Source organism: Candidatus Nitrosotalea sp. TS, assembly GCF_011319465.1.
Lineage (GTDB): Archaea > Thermoproteota > Nitrososphaeria > Nitrososphaerales > Nitrosopumilaceae > Nitrosotalea.
The window spans coordinates 46,849-69,443 of the sequence record NZ_RCMB01000013.1 but is presented as its reverse complement, the minus strand read 5'-3'; the positions used below and the strand labels follow the sequence as shown (position 1 = coordinate 69,443).

General features: G+C 39.0%; 28 protein-coding genes, 1 tRNA gene and 1 pseudogene. 11 read left to right on the top strand and 19 right to left on the bottom strand.

From position 1 onward, the window contains the following. Positions 1 to 35 precede the first annotated feature (35 nt). From DYY67_RS06245 to DYY67_RS06235, 3 genes and pseudogenes are all read right to left on the bottom strand, one after another. Entirely contained in the window at positions 36 to 224 is a 189-nt protein-coding gene (locus tag DYY67_RS06245; protein WP_166391699.1) for a hypothetical protein, read from the bottom strand. A 2-nt stretch (positions 225 to 226) separates the two neighbouring features. Further along, the gene (lysS, locus tag DYY67_RS06240; protein ID WP_166391697.1) at positions 227 to 1,813 is read right to left on the bottom strand and encodes a lysine--tRNA ligase; all 1,587 of its coding nucleotides are present in this window, start codon (positions 1,811 to 1,813) and stop codon (positions 227 to 229) included. Then, positions 1,813 to 3,399: pseudogene (locus DYY67_RS06235) on the bottom strand (elongator complex protein 3). The gene lysS and the pseudogene DYY67_RS06235 overlap by 1 nt, the downstream one beginning before the upstream one ends. 102 nt (positions 3,400 to 3,501) lie before the next feature. Between DYY67_RS06235 and DYY67_RS06230 the strand changes: the two are divergent. Beyond that, a complete protein-coding gene (locus DYY67_RS06230) occupies positions 3,502 to 3,726 on the top strand; it encodes an Lrp/AsnC ligand binding domain-containing protein (RefSeq protein WP_166391695.1) in 225 nt (74 codons plus the stop codon). A 4-nt stretch (positions 3,727 to 3,730) separates the two neighbouring features. On the opposite strand, the gene purM is transcribed toward DYY67_RS06230, so the two are convergent. Both purM and DYY67_RS06220 read right to left on the bottom strand, forming a co-directional pair. Then, a complete protein-coding gene (gene purM / locus DYY67_RS06225) occupies positions 3,731 to 4,753 on the bottom strand; it encodes a phosphoribosylformylglycinamidine cyclo-ligase (protein ID WP_166391693.1) in 1,023 nt (340 codons plus the stop codon). Positions 4,754 to 4,802: 49 nt separating this feature from the next. Next, on the bottom strand, positions 4,803 to 5,162 hold the full coding sequence (locus DYY67_RS06220) for a hypothetical protein (RefSeq protein ID WP_166391691.1): 360 nt from the start codon (positions 5,160 to 5,162) through the stop codon (positions 4,803 to 4,805). A gap of 210 nt (positions 5,163 to 5,372) precedes the next feature. Between DYY67_RS06220 and DYY67_RS06215 the strand changes: the two genes are divergently transcribed. From DYY67_RS06215 to DYY67_RS06205, 3 genes are all read left to right on the top strand, one after another. Further along, a complete protein-coding gene (locus DYY67_RS06215; protein ID WP_166391955.1) occupies positions 5,373 to 5,609 on the top strand; it encodes an Lrp/AsnC ligand binding domain-containing protein in 237 nt (78 codons plus the stop codon). Positions 5,610 to 5,681: 72 nt separating this feature from the next. Then, positions 5,682 to 6,062: a hypothetical protein gene (locus DYY67_RS06210; RefSeq protein ID WP_166391689.1), complete on the top strand. Its 381-nt coding sequence runs from the start codon at positions 5,682 to 5,684 to the stop codon at positions 6,060 to 6,062. A gap of 55 nt (positions 6,063 to 6,117) precedes the next feature. Beyond that, complete coding sequence (locus DYY67_RS06205) at positions 6,118 to 6,669, top strand: sodium:calcium antiporter (RefSeq protein ID WP_166391687.1); 552 nt, start codon at positions 6,118 to 6,120, stop codon at positions 6,667 to 6,669. Here the strand turns inward: DYY67_RS06205 and DYY67_RS06200 are convergent. The 10 genes from DYY67_RS06200 to DYY67_RS06165 form a co-directional block, all read right to left on the bottom strand. Beyond that, the gene (locus DYY67_RS06200; protein WP_168711846.1) at positions 6,666 to 8,021 is read right to left on the bottom strand and encodes a TldD/PmbA family protein; all 1,356 of its coding nucleotides are present in this window, start codon (positions 8,019 to 8,021) and stop codon (positions 6,666 to 6,668) included. The genes DYY67_RS06205 and DYY67_RS06200 overlap by 4 nt on opposite strands. After that, positions 8,022 to 9,284: a 5-amino-6-(D-ribitylamino)uracil--L-tyrosine 4-hydroxyphenyl transferase CofH gene (gene cofH / locus DYY67_RS06195; RefSeq protein WP_166391685.1), complete on the bottom strand. Its 1,263-nt coding sequence runs from the start codon at positions 9,282 to 9,284 to the stop codon at positions 8,022 to 8,024. Further along, complete coding sequence (locus DYY67_RS11595) at positions 9,281 to 9,508, bottom strand: hypothetical protein (RefSeq protein WP_320415991.1); 228 nt, start codon at positions 9,506 to 9,508, stop codon at positions 9,281 to 9,283. Before DYY67_RS11595 ends, cofH begins: the two co-directional genes overlap by 4 nt. Then, positions 9,474 to 10,451, bottom strand: coding sequence for a 7,8-didemethyl-8-hydroxy-5-deazariboflavin synthase CofG (gene cofG, locus DYY67_RS06190; protein WP_320415990.1), 978 nt, complete (start codon positions 10,449 to 10,451; stop codon positions 9,474 to 9,476). Before cofG ends, DYY67_RS11595 begins: the two co-directional genes overlap by 35 nt. 40 nt (positions 10,452 to 10,491) lie before the next feature. Then, a complete protein-coding gene (locus tag DYY67_RS10935; protein ID WP_255492905.1) occupies positions 10,492 to 10,977 on the bottom strand; it encodes a S1C family serine protease in 486 nt (161 codons plus the stop codon). Position 10,978: 1 nt separating this feature from the next. Further along, positions 10,979 to 11,617, bottom strand: a complete 639-nt coding sequence (locus DYY67_RS10930) for a S1C family serine protease (RefSeq protein WP_255492904.1) — start codon at positions 11,615 to 11,617, stop codon at positions 10,979 to 10,981. Between the two features lie 126 nt (positions 11,618 to 11,743). Further along, complete coding sequence (locus DYY67_RS06180; RefSeq protein WP_445082578.1) at positions 11,744 to 12,580, bottom strand: DMT family transporter; 837 nt, start codon at positions 12,578 to 12,580, stop codon at positions 11,744 to 11,746. Between the two features lie 173 nt (positions 12,581 to 12,753). Further along, entirely contained in the window at positions 12,754 to 13,962 is a 1,209-nt protein-coding gene (locus DYY67_RS06175) for a glycosyltransferase (RefSeq protein WP_166391683.1), read from the bottom strand. A gap of 7 nt (positions 13,963 to 13,969) precedes the next feature. Further along, positions 13,970 to 14,386, bottom strand: coding sequence for a type II toxin-antitoxin system RatA family toxin (locus DYY67_RS06170; RefSeq protein WP_166391953.1), 417 nt, complete (start codon positions 14,384 to 14,386; stop codon positions 13,970 to 13,972). A gap of 35 nt (positions 14,387 to 14,421) precedes the next feature. Further along, on the bottom strand, positions 14,422 to 15,432 hold the full coding sequence (locus DYY67_RS06165) for a transcription initiation factor IIB (RefSeq protein WP_166391681.1): 1,011 nt from the start codon (positions 15,430 to 15,432) through the stop codon (positions 14,422 to 14,424). Here DYY67_RS06165 and DYY67_RS06160 point away from each other — a divergent pair. After that, positions 15,374 to 15,646 carry a hypothetical protein gene (locus DYY67_RS06160; RefSeq protein WP_166391585.1) on the top strand — a complete coding sequence of 91 codons (273 nt, stop codon included), beginning with the start codon at positions 15,374 to 15,376 and terminating at the stop codon, positions 15,644 to 15,646. The two genes, DYY67_RS06165 and DYY67_RS06160, sit on opposite strands and share 59 nt — an antisense overlap. Positions 15,647 to 16,105: 459 nt before the next feature. Here DYY67_RS06160 and DYY67_RS06155 read toward each other — a convergent pair whose 3' ends face one another. Together DYY67_RS06155 and DYY67_RS06150 are read right to left on the bottom strand one after the other, a co-directional pair. Further along, complete coding sequence (locus tag DYY67_RS06155) at positions 16,106 to 16,906, bottom strand: serine protein kinase RIO (RefSeq protein ID WP_166391679.1); 801 nt, start codon at positions 16,904 to 16,906, stop codon at positions 16,106 to 16,108. 62 nt (positions 16,907 to 16,968) lie between these two features. Next, on the bottom strand, positions 16,969 to 17,184 hold the full coding sequence (locus DYY67_RS06150; RefSeq protein WP_166391677.1) for a KTSC domain-containing protein: 216 nt from the start codon (positions 17,182 to 17,184) through the stop codon (positions 16,969 to 16,971). 152 nt (positions 17,185 to 17,336) lie between these two features. Here DYY67_RS06150 and DYY67_RS06145 point away from each other — a divergent pair, with 152 nt between their 5' ends. Beyond that, a complete protein-coding gene (locus tag DYY67_RS06145; protein WP_166391675.1) occupies positions 17,337 to 17,657 on the top strand; it encodes a tRNA-binding protein in 321 nt (106 codons plus the stop codon). Between the two features lie 19 nt (positions 17,658 to 17,676). On the opposite strand, the gene DYY67_RS06140 is transcribed toward DYY67_RS06145, so the two are convergent. After that, a complete protein-coding gene (locus DYY67_RS06140) occupies positions 17,677 to 19,098 on the bottom strand; it encodes an FAD-binding oxidoreductase (RefSeq protein ID WP_166391673.1) in 1,422 nt (473 codons plus the stop codon). A gap of 81 nt (positions 19,099 to 19,179) precedes the next feature. Between DYY67_RS06140 and DYY67_RS06135 the strand changes: the two genes are divergently transcribed. Together DYY67_RS06135 and DYY67_RS10135 are read left to right on the top strand one after the other, a co-directional pair. Then, positions 19,180 to 20,301 (top strand): DUF1512 domain-containing protein, encoded by a 1,122-nt coding sequence (locus tag DYY67_RS06135; RefSeq protein WP_445082576.1) that lies wholly within the window; start codon positions 19,180 to 19,182, stop codon positions 20,299 to 20,301. Then, a complete protein-coding gene (locus DYY67_RS10135) occupies positions 20,298 to 20,486 on the top strand; it encodes a hypothetical protein (RefSeq protein ID WP_166391671.1) in 189 nt (62 codons plus the stop codon). Before DYY67_RS06135 ends, DYY67_RS10135 begins: the two co-directional genes overlap by 4 nt. On the opposite strand, the gene map is transcribed toward DYY67_RS10135, so the two are convergent. Then, positions 20,479 to 21,369, bottom strand: coding sequence for a type II methionyl aminopeptidase (map, locus tag DYY67_RS06125; protein WP_166391669.1), 891 nt, complete (start codon positions 21,367 to 21,369; stop codon positions 20,479 to 20,481). The genes DYY67_RS10135 and map overlap by 8 nt on opposite strands. A gap of 87 nt (positions 21,370 to 21,456) precedes the next feature. Between map and DYY67_RS06120 the strand changes: the two genes are divergently transcribed. From DYY67_RS06120 to DYY67_RS06110, 3 genes are all read left to right on the top strand, one after another. Continuing rightward, a tRNA-Pro gene (locus DYY67_RS06120) sits at positions 21,457 to 21,530 on the top strand. A gap of 185 nt (positions 21,531 to 21,715) precedes the next feature. Further along, positions 21,716 to 21,964 carry a hypothetical protein gene (locus tag DYY67_RS06115; RefSeq protein WP_255492897.1) on the top strand — a complete coding sequence of 83 codons (249 nt, stop codon included), beginning with the start codon at positions 21,716 to 21,718 and terminating at the stop codon, positions 21,962 to 21,964. A gap of 156 nt (positions 21,965 to 22,120) precedes the next feature. After that, positions 22,121 to 22,573, top strand: coding sequence for a lamin tail domain-containing protein (locus DYY67_RS06110; RefSeq protein ID WP_166391667.1), 453 nt, complete (start codon positions 22,121 to 22,123; stop codon positions 22,571 to 22,573). Positions 22,574 to 22,595: the final 22 nt, after the last annotated feature.

Below are 22,595 nucleotides of genomic sequence, written 5' to 3'. Positions count from 1 at the left end.
TCCTCTTTTGCAGTAAGGTATGACTTGAATGCGTGTTACTTTTTCTTCTTCAGAAAGCTTATGTAAAACCCAAATCCGCCAACTGCAAACCCGAGTATGATTATGGCCATGCCGCCAATTATGTCATTTTTGAAATAGTTTGGAGCAAATATGAAGATGAATATTCCAATTACAATTAGGACCATGCCGCTTCCTTTGGGTCTGTTGTGTTCACTGTGTGCCATATCTATAGGTGCTCAGAGATTGCAAGGGTGGCTTTTTCCCTTCCTATGTCCAGTATGAATGGACCAAGCTTCGGTCCTCTGTCTGACGCCAGTATTATTTGATATAAAATTTTGAAAAAGTCTTTAGGTTGAACTCCATTGCTTTTTGCGATATTGTATATGGCATTTTGTAAGTCTTCAGGCTTGCTTTCTGTAGCCAAGACACTTGTCAGCTCTGTCAATGCTTTCTTTGCCGTCTCGTCTATCTGAATCTCAACTTTTGTCGGCTTGTCAAAGTCATCTGCATAGTTTGCTGCCAGTGTTATCAATTCTTCAATTTGCGGGGATGGCTCTTTTATGGTTCCGTATTCCATGAGCTTCTTTGTCACTTTGGAAACTCGGTCCTCTCTGAATATGGTACACAATTGAACAAGCAATCTGTAATTTACATATGGCGTAGGATCTTTTGGGGGACTCAACAGATTCACATATTCGTACAGGCCTTTTGTTCTGGTTGTCTTGTTCTCATTATCGAGTTTTATTTTTCCAAAGTAAATGTTCTCAAGCTCATGATACTCGTCCATTAATGCTGGAATATCATCAAATCCAACTTCACGTGTACCGGTGATTCTTTTGTACAAAAGCAACAGGATTGACTTGGGTGCTCCATATTTTAGCCAGGCCTGCGAGGTTACAACATTTCCAAGCGATTTTGATATCTTTTTGCCGCCCTTGTCCAAAAACATTTCATATTTTACATGTGTGGGATGCTGGAAATTCAGTATCTCGTCTGCTACCCAATCGTTGACCTTGACAGAATCCATGATGTCTTTTCCATATGCCTCAAATCTAATATCAAATGCTTGCCATCTTGCCGCAAACTCTACTTTCCATGCAAGTTTTCCCAAATCTTTTGTAATGTCTGCAATACCGTCATGCCCGCATCCGTCAAGAACTTTGGACCCAATTGTGGTTCCGCTGCACTTGTACTTGATCTTCTTTTCATCTGGGAGATATTCATAAGCAATGGCAGTATACAGCCTTCCACAGTTTGCGCAAACAGGAAAATACGGCAGGGTCTCTTGATATTTTTCCTGGCCAACAAGCTCTGCAATTTTTTCTCCAATCTTTTTGCTATTTGTTAAAATGGTATGGATTTGATCTTTTAGCAAGCCATTTTTGTAAGTGTCAACTCCGCGCTGGAATTTGTACTTGATTCCAAGTTTGTCAAGCCCATCTAGGAGCAGACTGCTCATGTGTAACCCATAAGAATCGTGGCATCCAAACGGATCTGGAATAAACGAAACAGGTTTTGCAATGTGTTCTTTTAGCCATTCTGGAAATCCCTCTGGAATCTTTCTCAATCCGTCAAGATCATCTGAATATGCAACAAGTTCTGACTTGAATCCAAAGTTTTCAAGTGCAAGTTTTACTCCATATGCCCTCACTGCATCTCCAAGACTTCCAATGTGTGGAATCCCGGATGCACCAAGACCACTCTCTACTCTTATCATGTCGGTGCTCCTTCCAAGGTACTTTTCCCTCTCTAGAAGCTCATCTGCAAGCTTGTCTATCCAAGTCCCTTTTCCTATTATTTTTTGTTCTTCCATTATGACAATTCCTTTGACATGTATGGGCCGTCAGTCAAGTAACCAATCTTTCTATAGTACTCCCTTGTACCAACTGCACTTATGACTAACAATTTCTTTGCATCAAACTCTTCTTTTGAAATTCTTTCTGCTTCTCCCATCAAGTTCTTTCCAAGCCCTAGGTGTTGAACGCTGTCTCTGTCGCGCTCTCCAAGCTTGAGTGATTTGCCATACACGTGCAATTCTCTTACTATGCATGTATTGCTAGTCACTTCGCTTCTATGTGCCATGTTGCTTGGTTTTCGCAGCCTCAAAAATCCAAAAATCCTGTCTTTTGAATCATCATACGACAGAAACACTTCCTGTCCGCTTGAGGATTCATAGCTATCTCTATTCAATTTGATATCGTCCAATGTTGATTGTATTCTCAGACAAGCCAGCTTCTCTGCACCTTATGCATTTGCAAGAAAGGTTTTGCTTTTTGAGATTCTGCTGTACCATCTGGCGTAAATTGCCAAGATTGGGGCCTGCAATAATTTGATCAGACGAGATCTCCCTCTGCATTCTCATTATTCGTGCCCATCTTGGTATGATCTTTTTCATCTCTGTTAGTACCGTCATCATATCTTCTTGGGAATATGGCGTAAATTTCCTTCTTTGTATGACTGGTATAGCGCAGTATTTTCAAGAACCAGTGTTGGATAGATCTTTAGCATATCTGGTCTGAGGGCAGGATCAGAAAATAATTTTTTGAAATCCTCGATATCTTCTTCTGGGGTCATGGTTGGCAGGCCTGGCATCATGTGTGCCACAATCTTGTAACCTGCGTCTTTTGACATTTGAAATGATTCTACAACGTCTTCAAACGTATGGCCTCTGTTAACTATCTGGTAAACCCTTTCGTGTAGACTCTGAACACCAATCTCAACTCTTGTTATCCCGTAATCGAGCATCCAGTCAATATGCTGTGTTTTGCAATAGTCCGGCTTTGTCTCTATTGTAAAACCTACATTTCGTATGTTTGCCTTTTCATTATTTTTTTTGGCAGATTCCAAGTCAGGTGAATCAAATCCATTTAATGCGTCAAAACACGACTTGATAAAAGATATTTGGTAATCACGGGGCATGAAAAGAAACGTTCCTCCAACAATTACTAGCTCAATCTTGGCACTGTCATGTCCATATCCTGTCAGATGATTGAGTTTGTCAAGAACCTGCTTCTTTGGGTCATAGCTGTTTGCTATGGCATTTTGTGTGGATGGCTCTCGCCCTGTATAGCTGTTTGGAGTGTTAAATTCAATCCCGCCTGGACAATACGTGCATCTTCCGTGAGGACAAGCATATGGTTTTGGCATGAGTGCAATCACTGCTACGCCAGAAGCTGTCTTTACTGGTTTTCTAATCAAAGCCTTTTGGAGCTTTGCAAAGTCTTGCCCGCTGACTGATGCAAGAATTTCATAATTTCTTGGTATCCGTTCTAGTGAATATTTGACACAGATACGCTTGATCTCACGCTTTACATCCTTGTTTGTAGGCTCTGCTATGGCAAGTAAACTGTGAGAAATTTCTCTACACGCGTCTTCAAAGCTTATCCCTATCTGCTGCACGTCTTGTCTGAACGAGTTTGGGTATTAAATCCTAATCTGGATATCTCAAAACACAACCCTTTTTGGCAATCATGATGATCTTAACATTGAGAGCATGGTACTATGACAATCGGGTATGTGGCAATACACTGTGATACAGGCAGAGAAGTATACGTATACGAACGTATTGCGGACATATCTAATGTAAAAGAAGCAAGCATTGTGATGGGACTCTATGACATCATGTGCAAAATAGAAGCAGGTACTACAAAGGAACTGGAGGGTACTGTTATGAAGGTAAGGAAGATTTCACATGTGCAGACAACCATGACGTTGCTTGTACTCTAACAATTCATGCAATCTTTAGCGAATCAACAAATACGCCCTTTTTATCTGTGATTTCTCCAATCTGTCTGCTTTGCAATCCGTGTTTTTTGAATATCTTGTCTATTCTCTCTTCTTCTTCTTCTGGAGCAATCACACAAAAGCCGATTCCCATGTTAAACGTCTTGTACATTTCCTCTTTTTCCACATCTTGATTTTCTATCACCTGGAATATTTCTGGAGGTTCTGGAAGATTGTCAATCACATATCCAGTTTTTTTGAGGCGCAAAAGTTTGGTAAAAGAGCCGCCTGTTATGTGTGCAAGCCCGTGAATATCACATTCTCTGATGGCTTCAAGTACCGGTTGAACATACACCTCCGTTGGTTTCAAAAGTGCATCGCCTAGCACGCCCAATCCCTTTATCTTGTCGCGCAAAGAATACTTTGAAAGTAATACTTTTCTGGCAAGAGAATACCCATTAGAGTGCAACCCGCTACTTTTTACTCCAATTATTATGTCTCCTGGATTGATCATGTCTCCAAGAATCATGTCTTGTTTATTCAGCAGTCCTACCACCATTCCTGCCAAATCAAATGAAAAGTTTTTTCCTGATATAAGGTCTGGCAGTATGGCAGTCTCGCCGCCTACAATTGGTACTTTGGCTTTCTTGGCCCCACTTACAAGGCCACGAACAATTTCTTTGAAGATCTTCTGGTCATTTCTGTTTGCTGCGATATAATCCACAAAGGAGATTGGAACAGCCCCGGTGCATATGATGTCATTTACATTCATTGCTATGCAGTCTATTCCAATGGTGTCATATTTTCGCATCATCTGTGCAATTATCACCTTTGTGCCAACACCGTCTGTATGTGTAGCCAACAACTTTCCGCCTGGGATCTCTACGATTCCAGCATAGTGCCCAAACCCAGACATTGTCTTTATCCCTTTTCGCAGGTTATGAGTTGATGAAATTAGCCTGCCAATGCTATCTTGACTTTGTTTTATTTTCCTAATGTCGATTCCGGCATCTCTGTATGTGACTCCCAATGAATTTGCTCCAGTTACTCAGAATAAAAGAATTTTGTATTGTAGTTTTCTATATGATTGCCAGACTAGTGACTTTTTGCGTAAATAGGCTTAACATGGTTCTTCCCTTGTCTGTTATGGAATACACCATGTTTGATCCAATTGGTTCTTTTTGTATGAAATTGTATGCCATACAAAGACGAAGATAATTCAGAAATGATCTCTTCATCCTAATGTTTGATTTAACATAAAGGTCTGAAAATGTTATTGGCTCGCACCTTAGCTGGTATAACAGTTTAAGAATGGAAATTGTACTAAAGTCTCGCGCCCTTGCCTTCACTGCGTCCAATACCTGCTCATCCCTCTTTATTATGAATTCAGAAAACTGATCGGCTACCTCCACTGGTATGTAAGTCATTCTAGTTCGCATATTACAGTATGGGTACGGTAATGTACCTTATTAAATCAGCTGGTGAAATTTTTGAGCTAATGCGTATCTTTTTTGAACTATGCCTATGTCAAATAAAAAGTCCTGTCAAATACAACAATTTTTAATTTACGAAGAAAATATGGAGTAAAATACCTGCAGTTTGTTTGTAAGATGCAATTTGTTTTTATTCAAGGCGTGTTGAAACCCAACATGCATAGCGCGTTTGTTCTTATGAATGCTGAACTTGGAAAAGAAAATCATATTGTTGATGAAATTAAAAAAATTGCAAATGTAAAGGAGGTCTATCCAGTTTATGGAGTTTATGATGTTTTGATGATAATAGAGTCAGACTCTATGGAACTCTTGCGTGAAACTATAACCTCTAAGGTGAGAAAATTGGATGGCATAAAATCAACTCTCACTATGATAATTGTTAAGGATCAATAACGCGTACTTGTTTTCTATCATTTAATAGAAGTTATTCCAACAGGATATGGTATATTGACTAACAACTTTATCATGCTTCTAGCATGGTTGGGAGAACTGCTCGTGTCAAGCTGGCTTCTCTCAGAAGGGGCTGAACATCTCTCAGAACGATGGGGAGGAAGATTTGTTGGCAGAACTCTACTCAGTGTTGCAACTACCTTGCCTGAAATTGGCATTGTAGTGGCTGCCGCAAAGAATGGATCTTATGATGTGGCACTGGGGTCAGCCCTTGGAAGCAATTTGTTCATGATGACGCTGGGTTTGTCGGTTATGCTGATAATAGCAACTACTCGCCTCTCGAAATCACCGCAGAAATTCATTGACGTCAGGGAGTTTAAGATGGACAAAATACTTCTTGTCATCACCGCAGTTATCGGTGCTGTAGCATTTGTAAATGGATATGATATAGCATGATGGAATATTATTTTCTGGACTCTTTGGAACATATCTCTATCTTGCTTACCGAGAAATGAAAAAAGAGAAAGAACAAGAACGGCTTGAGAATGAATTTCACAATCTTGACTCGAAAAACTCAAAAAAGCATTTTGGCCGTTCTATGATTTTCTTCATTGCAGGTACCGCAGGAATCTTTGTCGGAGCTGGACCCTTTGTTACTAGTTTGCAAGGATCATCATCTGACTTGGGAATATCAGTTGTAGTGCTTGCTGTAATCATAAGTCCAATAGCAGGAGAGATGCCTGAGAAGATATCTATGATTCTTTTGGCACGAAAGGGAAACAAAGGTGCGTCAATTGCAGTTGCAAACGTACTTGGTTCCAAGATAGTCAATAATACATTGTTGCTCTCTGTAGCTATATTTGCAGCAATAAGTTACAAAGGATTGAGCGCAAAGATTCCAAACACACCTCTTTTAGAAAACCAGATGATACTTGTCACCGTCATAACAATCATTGCGCTGATACCAATGTTCAGAAACAAGCTAGGTCTGCGCTCAGGTGTGCTATTGTTGGCACTCTATGCAGTTGGAATAGGATTTCAATTTGTCCTTTCTAGTCATTAAATGGGAACTACTTTGATTCCATCCGCTTTGACAGAAGGCGTAACGCAGGGAAGAGCACTCCACTGAAGTACATTTTGAGGATCGTCTCCCACGTCAGATATGTTCTGGAGCAACACTGGCAAGTTGTGTACTATTCTTACGGACTTGCCAGGGCTTACTATTTTGCCGTCTTCTATTATCCTGATGCCGCTTCTTGCAGTACATGAAAAATCGCCACGCTCTGGATTCACTGCATATGTATACCAGAGCCTTCCTACAAGCAGGCCCTTTCTAGTCTCTTTTATCATCTCATCTCTGCTTGTCTTACCTTCTTTTATTCTCAGATTGTGGGGGATTGGATTTGGGATGGGGTTTGCAGCTCTTCCCATGGGAGATCCTATTCTGCCTGCATTGCCTGTTGGCTGCATGTTCTCTTTGAATGCATGGTAAGAATCCGAATACGTATCTGAAAAAATTCCTGACTCTATTAGGTATCTTGTTTTTGTCGAAATGCCCTCGTCATCAAAGGCTTTGCTTCCTATGCCATTTGGAAAATGAGGGTCGTCAATCAAGCTAAACTTGTCCACTGCAATATTTTTGCCAATTTTTTCTGAAAAACAACTTCTTTTTTCAGAATATGTCTTTAGATTGAAATTTGAGGCAAAAACAAACGCGAGCATTTCTCCAATTGCATATGGCTCAAAAATTATAGAATACGTATCTTGGTTGCAACTCTGTGGATTAATCGAATTTACACACATCTCTCTTGCATCACTTCCAACTCGCTGTGGAGAAAATGAATTCATGGTTCTAGAAGATGACGCACCAATTCCACTTACTGGCGAATTTCCATGATCTGATTCGGCATTAATGGTTCCAGCTATGTATGTGGCCTTGTCTGAGCATCTCAAACCATTGGTATTTTCTATCTCAAATTCCTCAGATACAATATTCAATGATCCTGAAATTCTTGTTATTTTTTCATGTGATGCAGAATTTATCATGAGATTTGCTATCTCTATTGCTTCAAGCCCTGTTATGCTCTCTAGTTTTTTGTCAAACGTCTTTTCAACACTTGCAAACGTTGCAGGGTGGGCAAGTGACTTCCAGAAACTTTTGGACTGCATGAAAGATTTTGTCTGCAAAGCTCTTTCAACCAAATCTGTCTCTTCTATGTCATTAGTAAAGGCAGAGAGGATCTTTTTTTCATGTATTGCTCTTATTCCTATTTCTTGATCATCATTTTGTTTTACCTCTGCTATTTCAGAGTCAGTTATTCTGACCGTGATGATCTTTTTTTTGACATGTACTACTTCACATTCATCAACATGCAGTCTTGTTGCTTTGCGAAGAATAGATTCGCAATTTGACAACTAGATTCGCCTGTTATTTTTGTACCTGTATCTATCCAGTTTTATTAATTCTTGATACGAGCCAAATCTGTTGGCATCTACTTTGTCAAGCATGTCTTCTTCATCATCTGAATTGAATTTCTTGATTATTTTGTATCTTGTTGTTCTCTGGGCAGGGATTCTTCCTATCTCTCTTACAAGGCGCCTTATTTCGCGAGGCCTTATGAGCTGACCGTGCCCTGCTCCTGCGGCAGTTGAAATGCTTTCGTTGATTAGAGTTCCGCCAAAATCATTGGCTCCACATGTTAGCAGTAGCTGTGACATGTTTGCACCTTCCTTGACCCACGATGTCTGAATGTTGTTGATATGGTTGTTTAACATGATGCGTGAAATCGCATGTGTCAATATGACATCTCTCCCATCAGCCCCACTCTTTATCCCGTCATGCAGTTTTTCCTTAAACATGGGAGCCTCGGTATGGATAAAATTCAACGGAACAAATTCAGTAAAACCGCCAGTTTCCTTTTGTATTTCTCGAAGCACACTCATGTGTTTCACTCTGTCTTCAGGTGTTTCAAGGTGTCCGAACATCATTGTAGATGTGGATGGAATTCCTATCTTGTGAGCTGTCTTTATTACCTCAATCCATTTTTTTACGCTGATTCTTCCAGGTGAAATTTTGTCGCGCAGCGACTGGTCCAAGATCTCTGCAGCAGTACCGGGAAGTGAGTTTACTCCTGCATCCTTTAACCTTTGCAAGTATTCATGAATCGGAAGATTTGATCTAGTTGCGCCGTAGAGAACTTCTTCTGGTGAAAAACCATGTATGTGAATGTCGCCAATTTCTTTTTTTATTGACTTGCAGATATTCTCATAGGTACCTCCATCCATATCGGGGGGAAGTCCTGCTTGTACACATACCTCCGTTGCACCAAGCGCGCTTGCCTCTTTTGCTCTCTTTACTATCTCCTCTATTGGTAAAAAGTATCCTTCCTCTTCACGAAAGTCTCTGCTAAACGCACAAAATCCGCATTGCTTGATGCAGACATTGGTAAAGTTGATGTTTCTATTCACAACATAAGTTACTACATCCCCAACACGTCTCTTGCGAAGCTCATCGGCTACCATTACAACAAGATGAAGGTCTATTCCATTTGCAGAAAACAGTCTTGTAGCTTCTGGCACGGTTATTTCTTTTTCTGCAAGAGCTCTGTTTAGCGTCTCTGCAATGAAAGGATCGGCATGTCTGAGAAGCGAGTCAAAGAGAGCTGTCTGTATTTTCATTTCAGGTACTCCTTACTTACAAGACGATCCGAGTCGGCAATCTCTAGCATCTTAGACCTCAAACCTGAATCAACCATATGAAAGAATTCTGGATAGACTGGAAACCGCGCCCTAAGCTCAAATCCTGCAGTTTTGCAATTTTTCTGTACCGTATCAATTGAAGGCCAGGAGAACTCTGGATTTACATAATCAGGAGTTATTGGAGATATCCCCCCCCCAATCATTTATGCCTGTTTGAAGAAAATCTGGATAAGAATTAGGAGACAGGTTTGGCGGAATTTGTATATTCATTTCTGGCATGATCAATCTAGTCAAGGCAACCATTGTCTTGAAATATCTTTCTTCTGGTCCAGATACGTCTCGCATCGCAGTGTCTTGTTTTGGCTGAAAGTTTTGCAATATTATTTCTTGAATGTGTCCATATTTCTGATGAATCGATTTTATGGCAAAGATGGAATCAATTATTTCAAAAGGACTCTCCCCAATTCCTATCAAAAGACCAGTTGTCATTGGTATTGATAGCTCACCGGCGTTTTCTAATACGTGAATTCTAGCTCTTGGATTCTTGCTTGGTGCAAATTCATGAGGCATGCCTTTTTCTCCAAGTCTCTCGCTTGAATTTTCAAGCATCACTCCAAGGCTTGGATTTGTCTTCTTTAGTTGACTCATCTCAGATTTTGTTAGATTTCCAGCATTTGTGTGTGGGAACAGTCCTGCATTCAACGCTATTTCTGATGCATGAACAAGATATTCTGCTGTACTTGTAAATCCATTTTCTTTAAGCCAGAGTCTTGCCTCATCATATTTCTGCTCTGGTCTTTCACCTGTGACAAATAGTGCCTCTGTACACTTGTGTTTACTTCCAACTGAAGCAAGACTTGAGATATCTTGCTTTGACATCATGGATGTCTTGGATTCACCCGGCTCTGATTTGTAGGTGCAATAAGAACAAGTGTCCCGACAGAGGTTGATCAAATTGAAAAAGACTTTTCTTGAGTACGTGACAATTCTCCGCTTGTTTTTATTTCTGAGAATTTGTGATGCTTTGTAAATTTCAAATGGATTATTTTCTGATTCTTGGTAAATCTGATATGCGTCTGTACTTGTAATTTCTTTTCCTTCAAATACTTTGTTTAATAATTCAGAATTTAGAACTATCTTGCTCAACTAATTTTGTAGCTTAGGAGGGGTTGTATTTATTCTTGTACTAGAACTGATTTGGTCTTTCCTGAAGGGTGAGAGTAATCTGCATGGTTTTACCATCGCGAATTATTGTCAGAGCCATATTGTCACCTACTGACTTTTGATCCTGCAGATAGTTGAGTAAATCTTCAATTTTTTGAATGGGATAACCGTCAACTGCTACGATAATGTCACCACCAACTTGATATTTTGTACCATTGATGGTTTTTGTTTCCTTGTATCCGTGAAGTCCTGCTTTTGCAGCTGAACTATTTGGTACCACTGTATTTACCATAAAACCAGACGATACTGGCAATTGTAAAATGCTTGCCAAGTCTGGGTCTACAGTTATTCCAGTTATGCCAAGCCATGGATGTTCATAATGACCTGTTTGTATGAGGACAGGAACTATTCTCTTCATGGTATTTGATGGGATGGAAAAGCCTACGCCAGAAAATTCGCCCGTCTCAGACTGGATTGCTGTATTTATGCCAATTACCTCTCCCTGCATGTTAAGAAGCGGACCTCCAGAAGTTGCCTGGATTTATTGGCGTATCTGTCTGAATTACATTTGGTATGGAAAAGGAACTATTTGGAGGATCAAGCAGTCTACCTAGCTGACTTACTATTCCAGATGTTATTGAACCACTAAGACCAAAAGGATTTCCGATTGCAGCTACTTGGTCTCCAATTCTAAGATTAGATGAATTTCCAAGCGGTAAAGGATGTAAAGCATATGTATCTGGTATCACTTTGACAACTGCAAGATCTGCATATGGATCAGTTCCAACTATTGTGGCTGGCAATGATTTGCCATCGTGGAAAACAACTCGAATTTTAGTGCCGTCTTGTACTACGTGATTGTTTGTTATAATGTGACCACCTGTATCGTAAACAATTCCTGAACCAAGATCTCTGTCAGTTGATGAATCGTTTGATTTGTCAACTATTATCTGAACTACGCCTTGATCCGACTGGGCAAAAAGGTCAGCCAAACTCAGCTGAGAATCTTTCCCGGTTTGATCAAATGGATTGGTCTGAGCTATTTGGTATGAACCGCCCAGTTTGAATGGAGATACAATGAAAATAGATATCAAAACTAGTACTACTGCACAATACGTTCCGCCTAAAACAATACTAGTCTTATCCAAGGATTGAATTATAGTTGGTAGTCATATAATATTTTGTTTCATACCGCAAAACTCGAAAAATATTGAAATTGCAGAATTTTGCCAGATTGTAGTGACATAGTTTGAACAATGAAATTTAATTGGCGTCTAATTTTGATGGATTTTTTCAACATTATGGCTTTCTTTTGTGACAAGGTAGATGCCTGTTAACATTAATGCAATGGCCAAAATCTGATACCCACCAATTTTTTCATGTAGAAATATTGACGCAAACAACAAACCAAATACTGTGCCTGTAGAATAGATTAACATGGTTTTTACAGTTCCTATTCTTCTGAGGCTGTGTAAAAATAGGTAGAGTGAGATGCCAAAACCTACTATTCCGACTAGAAGTATGTTTGGAATTTCCGTGGGCATGATGTTTACTGGGATCTTGATGGATAGAGCAAAAACCAAAAGTATTCCGCCTCCGATGAGGCCCTTGAGTTGTACTAGTCTTGAAATATCAATACGCTGTGCTGCTATCTTGCTTATGTTGTTATCCAATGCCCATAGTGCCATTGATGCTATTATCAACAGATTGCCTTCTTTTTTTAGATTTGAAAGAAAATCTGTGAACTGGAGATTTGTTGTAACAATAACCACACCAATTAGAACTAATGCCACTGCTAGGTAACCACGTGGTCTGAATTTTTCTTTGAAAAATATTAATGCAAAAAGAACTGTAAATATTGTCTCTGAATTGGACAGTATTGCGGTATCTGAAGCAGTTGTTTGTTCAAGCCCGATGAAAAATAAACTTGGTGCCAATACTGCACCTGATATGGTTATTGCAAGTATGAGTGGCCAATCTTTTGATCTTACCTGAAACCCTTTCACCTTGTATGATAAAGGTGTAGAAACAAGTGAAGCCAGCAAGTATACTAATGCTGCGTACATCAAAGGATTTGTATTTGCAAGTACAGGTTTGGAAGCAGTAGAAATAGATCCTACTAGAACTGCGCACAGAACAGCTGATGCAGTATCCTATTCTGGTGGACTTGATGTTTGATTGAGCCACGATAGGTTTACGAGATCTAGACGTTATCTAAACTTCTTTCTTATAGGTCAAGACAAAATTAATTTTTTTAAATTCTTATTTCATTGCGCTGGTTAACTTACAAACTAATAGAGTTTTGAGCAGTGTCTATCATTGAATATGTTCTACCTCTCCAGGTTACAGCTTTGTTACTTTTTGCATTTAGGATCCCGCTTGCAAACCCTCCTACAATTATCGAACTTCCAAGAGGTGTACACATGGCATACTTGACAGAAAGTCCAAGCCCCTTTGTTGCGTCCATAATGCTTGCAAGATAAACAAGCCCTACTGTAATCAAAGATACTGCAAACAATATGGTAAATGACAAGGACAGAGGCTCAAAGATTGCAGAATATGCAAGAATTGGAAATGGCATGAACAGCAAAAACAGTACTGCAACAAAGATTCCAACAGCAATGCCGCTTGTTTGAAGGTATAATGGAGTCATTAGTCGTTTTAGCGCATGCCATAGCGTAGACCAGTCTCTTGCCCACACTGCCTTGACTAGATGTTCGCCGCGAACCATCTTCATCCTAAACCCTGATTCCTTTACTTTTTTGCCAAGTGCACCATCTTCAACTAACTCACTTTTCACACCCTCATGTGTTCCTACTTTTTCATACGTATCTCTTCTTATGATGAAGAAACTACCAAAAAAATAACCAGTTTTTTTAGATGAGTCATTTACACGAAGAGCAGAAAATCTTGTATGCAAAAATGTTGATAGTACAGGCAAGGTGATCTTTGTCCATATGTCAAGACATAGCATCTTTGGAATCACCGTCAAAGCATCCAATCTATAGCTTAGAAGGTGTGACACAGAAAGAGAGATGATATTTCGTGAATGTGTCGTATCTGCATCTGTGAAAAGTAACAATTCGCCTGCAGCATTCTTGAATCCTTCTACACAAGCCCAATTCTTTCCCATCCACTTCTCAGGCTTGGGCGCTGCAAGAACATACTTTATTTTTGGATTGCTCTGAGAAATCTTTTTGATTATCTCGCCTGTTTTGTCATCTGATCTGTCGTCTATTGCAATTATCTCATAATTTTCATAGTCTTGATCAATTAGTGAGTTTAGGCATTTGTCAATAAAGCCCTCCTCATTTCTTGCAGGCAAAATAACCGAAACTTTTGGGGTACCATGTGGTTTTGGGTCAAACTTGTCTAAAAATGGCGAGTCGCGAAAGGTAATCCACATAGATCTGATTAAAAGTATCCATGTCAGAGAGACTCCTGTAAGTACTGCAGCTAGGGTATAATTGAGCACATCTATGGCAATATTCATCAGGGGATTATCTCTCGATTTCTTCTTTGATGCTCTGAAGAGCTTGTTCCGTTCCACTCTGGATGTGTTTTGTGATCATGCCGGTAAACATTCCCATCATGCCTGAAAGCTTGATGTCCCAAACAGCATCAATCTTTGTCTTTTCTCCTTGTGTAGATATTGATACTGTTTTTGTTCCCTGGATGATTCCCTTTGTAAATTGTACATGGATCTTTTCCTTGGGATAAATAGTGACAGTCTGCATACATTTTGAATCCTTGAAGGCAATAGTGACTTCTCGATTTACGGTATTGCTCTCTTTTGATATGTTTCGTATTTCCTTGGTTCCCTTCCAGAATTTTGGCTCTGAATCAAGATCTGATACAGTATTCCAGACTTTATCAAGTGGCGCATTAATCTCAATTGAAGCTTGAATCTCGGCCATGTCTTGACAAGTCATATCTTCCTATTTATTATATTTTATATCTCATTTGACTTGGTAGGTGCTATCATTTGGATCGTTGAGCTCATGAATTTTTCAGGGCGACCAAGCTTTGAATTCAATTTATCTGGCATTTTTATATCTAGTAATTCTCGTAATCCTTTACACCTGTTTCTTATTGTGACCTCTGTAACCCCAGCTGCTAAAGCGATAACTTTCTGCGTTGTATCTTCTTTATTTATGACACATGAAAGATACAATGCGGCGGCAGCTAGTCCCATAGGATCCTTTCCTGCTGTAATTTCCATCCTGTTCGCGCCTTCTAAAATTGTAAGAGCTTGTCGTTTTACTTTTTCATTTAGACCTGCTTGACTTGCTATCCGTGACATGCATTTTATAGGATCTAATACTGGCATTTTCAGATCAAGTTCTTTTAAAAGTAATCTGTAACATCTTGACACATCTTTTCTTTTTATGTTAATTTGACGTGCTACTTCATTCAATGTTCTTGGAGTGCCAGTATCTCTACATGCCAAGTACATTGCTGCGGCAATTAGTCCTGGAATTGATCTGCCTCTTGCAAGATTTTTCTCTAATGCTTTTCTGTAAATGTATGCAGTCTTTTCAACCACTGAATCAGAGAGTGCAAGTTTGTCTTTCATTCTGCTAAGCTCGCTGAATGCCTGTCTAAAGTTTCTCTCTTGGGACTCGTGAACTTGACTTCTGCTATCCCATGTTCTAAGGCGTGTTATGGTGCTCTTCATTGAAGTTGAAAGTGGCTTTCCGGTCGCATCCTTATTGTCATGTCCTATCATTGTTGCAAGACCCATGTCATGGATTGCAAGAGATGATGGTCCGCCTGTTCTTGACCTGTCCTCATGTTCGTCTTTTGAAAATGAACGTCTCTCAGGACCAGAGTCTTCTATTCGCTCATTGACAACAAAACCGCATACTCCACAAAACCTCTCTCCTGTGGAACCGTCAGTTACCATGGCACTCTTTCCACAGCGAGCACATTTCATGTATGCATCAGAATCAAGAGAAAGCATAATGTTATCACTTATTGTATATCTGTCAAGCAATAAGAACGGTGGTATTCTTTATTTTTGGAATTCCATGATCAACCTTCAACAAAAGATTTTCAGCGATATCAAGAAGGAACTTACTTGCCAGATTGAGGAAAGTTTGGGTAGAAATGTAGAAAGTATGACATGTGAGGAGCTAAAGGACATCATAAGAAAAGCAATAGACAAAGTGATCTAGTTCGAGATGACAATGGCTATCCAGCATGTAATTATTGTCTAGAATTACTTGATGATTGGGAATAGTTTTGATAATTGATCCTTGGCTCATCGATTCTTATCCCAATGACAATCGCAATTGCATCCATCTTTACATTTCGTTCTTTTACAATCAGAACACATGTTTTGTCTCGAAAAATTGTCTCTTTCCATGAAATTAGCTCCTAGAATTAGGCATGGATTTTTGATATTATTGCAGAATTATTCTTCATCTTCTGTTTCCCTGATGTCTTCTTGCGCATCTTGCTCGACTTGCTCTAACTCATGTGTCTCTTCCTTCATTTCTTCACTATCGATTTGACGTATTTCTCTAGGTTCCTCTGTGTTTAGGGTTCCACATTGATTTGAAAAAATTCTTCATTTATATCTGATATTCATACGTGATGATACTACTTAAGACAGTTGAAGCGACAGAAAAAACTCAATTTGTTATCCTTGCCATTACATCTGATGGATGTTCAACAGTCAGGCCTCTTTTGACAAAGAATCTTGAAATATTTGTGATATCTCTTTGAAGAAATTCTTTTGCATTTCTGTGTCGTATATCAATAGCTGATCCTAGATCGAAAAGAATCAAACCACTTTCTGTTTTGAAAATGTTGTATTCTGAGAAATCTGCATGTACAAGTTCAGCTTTTTTATAAAGCTGGGAAATGATCGAAATTGCATTTTTATAGTCATTTTCATCAATTTCTGATTCTACCAGAGTTTTTGCTGGAGTGCCATTCTTCCCTACAAATTCTAGTACCAAGACATTTTTTAGAATACGAATTGGCTTGATTGAGGGAATATCATGTTTAACACACTGGGTCAGATTGCGGAATTCCTTTTGTGCCCAAAGCTCGACCATGTTTCTTGTGCCTTTTTTTATGCGAGTAAATCTTGGATCATCCACAAGGTAGGGTTTTCTTTTTTTAAAATTTGAAGCCGTTACTAGGTATATCTTGAGGGCAACATCCTTTCCATCTCGGTCTACTGCCCAATACATTTTGGCTTCCTTGCCAGAGCCGACTACACCATTGACATATGCTATGGTTCCTGAATTTATCAACTTGGACAAGGTCATTATTGAGGTCCTGTCCAAGACGTCGTCCATGACCTTTTTCTTGTCAAAGATATCTTTCTCTGATGTTCCACGTCTTTCATTTTTTAAAAGATGATTATCAACACGTTTTGCTAATTTTTTTCCAAGGTCATCTGGTAACAGAGTGGATTCTGACATCTATTGTATACGTGTTGATCACTAATAATGGTATGTAAAAGACATCATTTGTGATATGACAATCAGAGACTCTTCTCATGTCGATATCTGTTTTTGATGTATCTAGTATGATATTGTCCATGTGATAAAACTGATTTCATTAATCCATCATAGATCTTTTTTGGAACTCCAAAGTACTGGTAGACTCCACCATGATGAAATTCTATTTCTAATGTTTGCATTGATTCATCATAGCCAACCGATTTTAGATCATTGGATTTGATTCGTATTCTATCCATGATTAATCATATGCTATGCAATCATCTAAATCATTGGTTCAAGTCATGTAGAACAACTACTGTTTTGGTATCTTTCATTACACGCAAGCCTAACATGCTTAGGTATGCTTCGAAATCAATTTTAATGAGACAGGAAAAGGTTTTCTGTAGATATGGTAACTTATGACGATTTTGCTAAATTAGACATCCGTGTGGCAAAAATAATTGAGGTAGAGAAGATCCCTGGCAAGTCCAAAATCATAAAGGGAATTATAGATTTAGGCGAAGAAAAAAGACAAGTAATAATTGGCGGTGCAGAATATTATCAACCAGAAGAACTGGTAAACCGTAAAGTCATAGTAATATCAAATTTGGAACCCAGAAAGATTGCAGGCGTAGAATCTAATGCAATGCTTTTGGCTGCAGATCTCAACGATAGGCCTTTTTGGCTTACTGTGAATGAAGACGTTCCACTTGGAACAAAGATAAAGTAGACCTGTCTCTAGTCGAATCCTATAGAATAACTTTCTTGCCTGGGTTTAGGGTATTGGCAGGGTCAAAGAACTGTTTTACCTTTTTAAAAACTGAGTAGGTATCACTTCCGTATTGTAGTTTTACAAATCCTGATCTTGCAAGTCCGTCTCCATGCTCGCCTGTTATGGTACCTCCTATGCTTATTACAGCAGAGAAAAATTCCAGCGCAATCTTCTTGATTAGTCTCTCGTCTTTCTTCTTTAAAATCGGTCTAATGTGTAAATTGCCATTTCCAGCATGACCGTAGATGATAACTCTCATGGGGTATTGAGATGTTAAATATTTGACTAGATCAAGCAAAAGAGGCAATCTGTGTACTGGTACTGTGGCATCTTCTATTATGGACGAGACTATTTCTTGTTTTGAAATGCTTTTCAAACTATATGATAATGCAGAGTTTCGATAAGTCCACCACTGAGATATCTGACTGTATTTTGTTGTGGACAAAATTATTTTACCTGATGATATCTGTTGAACTTTGATTCTCTTTTTTGATATCCTGTTATCAAACTCTACAAAGAGCAGGCATTTTGTACCGTTTGGAATCTTGTATACAATATGTTGAATGATATTGTGATCGATTATCTCTACAGCAGACGGTCCAAGTTTTAGAATTTCTGGCACGTCTATGACTGCATCTTTTAGCGTCTTGTATGCAATTATTATGAGAACATTTTGTTTTGGAAGCAAGAGTGTTTTGAGCTTGGCTGATGTAATTATTCCAAGAGTTCCCTCAGAACCTGCCATGATTTTTTGCACGTTTGAATGTGCTGTAACCTTGTCAATTCTGTAACCGCAGGAGTTTTTTGATACACATGGAAATTGTTTTTGGCTTTGTAGTTTCATAACTCTGAGAATTTTTTTTGTTGTATTGTCTTTCTTGGGTAAAGTTACTATATTTCCCTTGGATGTAACAATTCTTACCTGAAGCAAATTATCTATAGTACTGCCATACTTTAACGAATGACTTCCACTCGCATTGGTTCCTATCATTCCGCCGACAGTGCAAAATGGACCAATTGATGGATTTGGACCAAAAAATCTCCCGTGTTTTCTTAATGTATCGTCTAGTTCTCCCTTGGAAAGACCACTTCCGGTCTGCACAAATCCCCGTCCAATCTTAATTTTATCAAAATGTCTCATGTCTAAAATAATCCCAGTTCCAAGATCTCCTCCAACAAGACCCGTGCCAGCACCTCGTGGTGTAACAGAAATTTTGTGACGTGAGGCAAACTTGACAATCTTGATAATGTCTTTTTCATTCTTTGGAAAAGCTATTGCAGACGGTCTTACAACGTAAGAGCTGGCATCGACTGAGTAAAGATCTAGTGCTTGTTTATCAAACAATATCTTGCAGGTCGCTATTTTTGCAAGTTTTTTACCTATCTGGCTTGACAACATGCTGTACCTTGTTATCTTGAGTTAAAAACAATTTTAATTTTCCACAAAGATTTAATTTAGATTGCATAAGCTTTTTTCATATTGGATTTTCTAGGAATTAACGCAAGCAATCTTCTCAACACTAATGATAATTCCAATCCCTTGATGTGGCTGGTGTGGATTGTTCCAATCTTTGTCTTCATGCTTTATGGGCAAAAGATCCAATTGCAGATAACTTCTTCCGAAATTAACAAATCACTTGAAAAACTGAAAACATACCGAGATGACACTAGGAAAGAATTGATAGACTATATCAAAAATACTCTGAAACCAAATTGGGATATCTCGCCTAGACTTGACAGGTATATTGAGTACTTTACGATAATGCCAGTAGATATGGATCCAAACGGAATTGTTTCTAAAATTAGGCATATCATGAGGACTCGTGAAAACTTTACAAGAGAACAGGTCAGAACACTGGCCACAGAATTGAATTCACTTGAAGCAAGCAAGATAGCAAATATTCTTGAAGTGGTTACAACAATACATCTGCTTTACAAGAGTGTACGGCATCTATTTCTGACTGCAAAAAAACAAAATAATTTTCCTTTGATCTTACCTTTACAAATGATGATACCATTTATCATGGAAGAAGCTGAAGCTCTTAGAACTGCGGTACCTGCATTCAAACAGGGCCAACCAATTGGTGATGGTATAGGTCCAATGATCGTAGGCAAGATGATGGTTGATACAAAGAAGATGGAAGCTGCATATGAGACAGTTTGGAGTGAAAAAGAATTCGAGGGACGAAAACTCTTGCTGATGAAAGCAGAAGGCCCGTCTGGTACTGTGGGAAGACCCGGAGAAGCAACTGAAAAAATTATCTCAAAGGTAAAGCCTGATATCATTATAATGGTAGATGCTGCTCTAAAACTAGAAGGGGAAACAACGGGATCTGTATCTCAGGGATTCGGAGCTGCAATTGGCGGTATTGGTACTGAAAAATTCCAAATCGAAGAAGTAGCCACCAAACATGAGATTCCAATCTATGCAGTCGTAATAAAACAATCAATCAAAGAAGCTATCACATTGATGAAAAAAGAGATTGCGGATGCCTCAGAGAAAGCGACGTCTCAAATCTATGACATGATAAAAGAAAACACGAAAACAGGTCAGGCTGTCTTGATAATTGGCGTTGGAAATACAATAGGTGTATCACAATGATATTTTTTAGGAAGAAACAAGAGATCATAGATCCATATACCGTAGAACAGTGTGACTCGTGCAATATTGCTAAAAAAAGAAAATTTGTAGAAGGTGATTACGTCTTTAAGATAATTGACAAATGTTCCTCATGTAACAATGGTCAGATATCGATATCGAAAATCTTCGGCGAAGTCGTCAAATAGTCGTTACAGTGACGCCATTTTCTTGTGGTATGAAGGTATGTTCTGCTTGAGCAACTCTTTGGTTATTTGCTTCTACCAAAATAGGATATGATCTGACAATTTTATTCTGAACTAATTTGTCTAAAAGCGTTCTAGCAGTTTTTTCATCCCATTCAGGTATGAGCCATCTTAATGCAAATGGCAACATATTGAATTTTTGCCAAATAAAATCGACGAGCTTGTTTGCATCGTCATCTTTTGCACGTTTTCTTGTAACCAGAGAAAAAATATTTCTTGTCTTACCTTCTCGCACAAATCCAAGACCATCAGGTGTTGTAACAAATGGCTCACATGCATATGCTTCTGTTGACTGGAAAGAAAATGATCCTATAGACCATATGTTTGGCACAGATTTTCCGGCGTGGATTGTGAATTGTTCTAACGAATGACCACTAAGGTTTGCAATTGGCATACCTCCCATTTGCTTTGCTGTATTCTCTATAATTTTTCCAACATCGCTTGATTTTGTACCGACATGTATGATCGAGATTGCTTCTCTTAGGGCAGCTTCTGCAGCTTGTACGAGATAATCATAATTTGGATCATAGCAAACTGTTACCGCAGTATCTGCAATGTATCCGTTTATCTGCACACCCAAGTCAATTTTAAGCAGATCATTTTCTTTGATAACAGTACTATCATTTGGCTCTGCAGTATAATGAGCGGCGATCTCATTTAGACTGGCATTTACAGGAAAAGCACATTTGCCTCCTTTTCGTTCTATCTCCTTTTCAATTGATTCGCAAATTTCTAGCAGTGTTGAGCCTACATGATATTTTTTCCTAGCGTTTTCTCTAACTTCGGCTGCAATTTTGCCTGCATTAATGTAATCTTGAACCTGCATTAGTTTAGCGTTGAATGGATTTGTTATTTAAAATCATCATCTCATATGGGAAGCTTAAATTGGGGACTTTTTTGTGCATTCAACATCGGGATCGTGGTCTAGCTTGGTATGATTCGGGTTTTGGGTACCTGAGGTCGTCGGTTCAAATCCGGCCGATCCCATTTTTGTATTTTATATTGGTAGAATAGTTCCGTACCATTTCAATTAGTTATTATCTGACTTTGACAAACCATGATGGGTCAGGCGATGAAGAAGAGTTAGAGACATGATAAAGAGATGAATGTGAATTCAGTGACTCTGAGTACTGGCATACCTATTTATTGAAATTTTTTACTCAAAGAATATCTTGGGATTTGAAAAGCGCGAAATCTTGCTGATCCTAGGAATTTTGTTTCTTATGATAGGATTGTTGCCATTCATGGCTCCTGTATATGCAATAATAATTGCGATTGTGGCATACTTTGGGATTCACGTATTTGTTGGACGGCGAAAGAAACAGATCCAAAAGGCAATAGGCGAAGGAATATGTGCAATCTGCGGCGCCAGGATAATTCAGAACAAGTGCCCAACCTGTGATGAAACAAAGACCGGGTAATACTCAAATTTCATCTCACAAGACGACAAATTCTACGAACAACTTATAATGAATTCTAGGCTAAGTTTATCTAATGCGGTTAAAGGCATATTGGGGATTAACAATCAGCTCAACTTTTCCACAATCAACACCTAAAATTGTAATCTCCATGATGATATGGTAGCACAGATGAGACATTTGAGATCCTACACTATTGTCAGCTTTTTAATTCTAATTTTAATTGGACAAACTTATTCTGCTCTAGGTCAGGCTGCTCCTATAGCAAATCATGTGGTGATAAATGAAGCCGATATCAATCCAGTTGGGGATGACACCAAATATCCAATAGACTGGGTAGAACTCTACAATCCTACTGCTAGTCCTGTAAATGTTGGTGGGTGGACCATTGGTGCAACAACAGGGCTACGACAAACCTACACGATGCCAAGCGGCACCATGCTTCAGAGCAAACAGTTCTTACTTGTCACATATGGACCATTGTGGTTTCCACATGCAGGCGCAGTTATCCAATTAAAAAGCACTAGTAATACAATAATTGATCAAACTCCGTCTCTGTCAGATCTTCAAGGAGGAGGTGGTTCATGGCAGAGACTGGACAGATGGCTATGAAACGGGTTCTTCAAGTGACTGG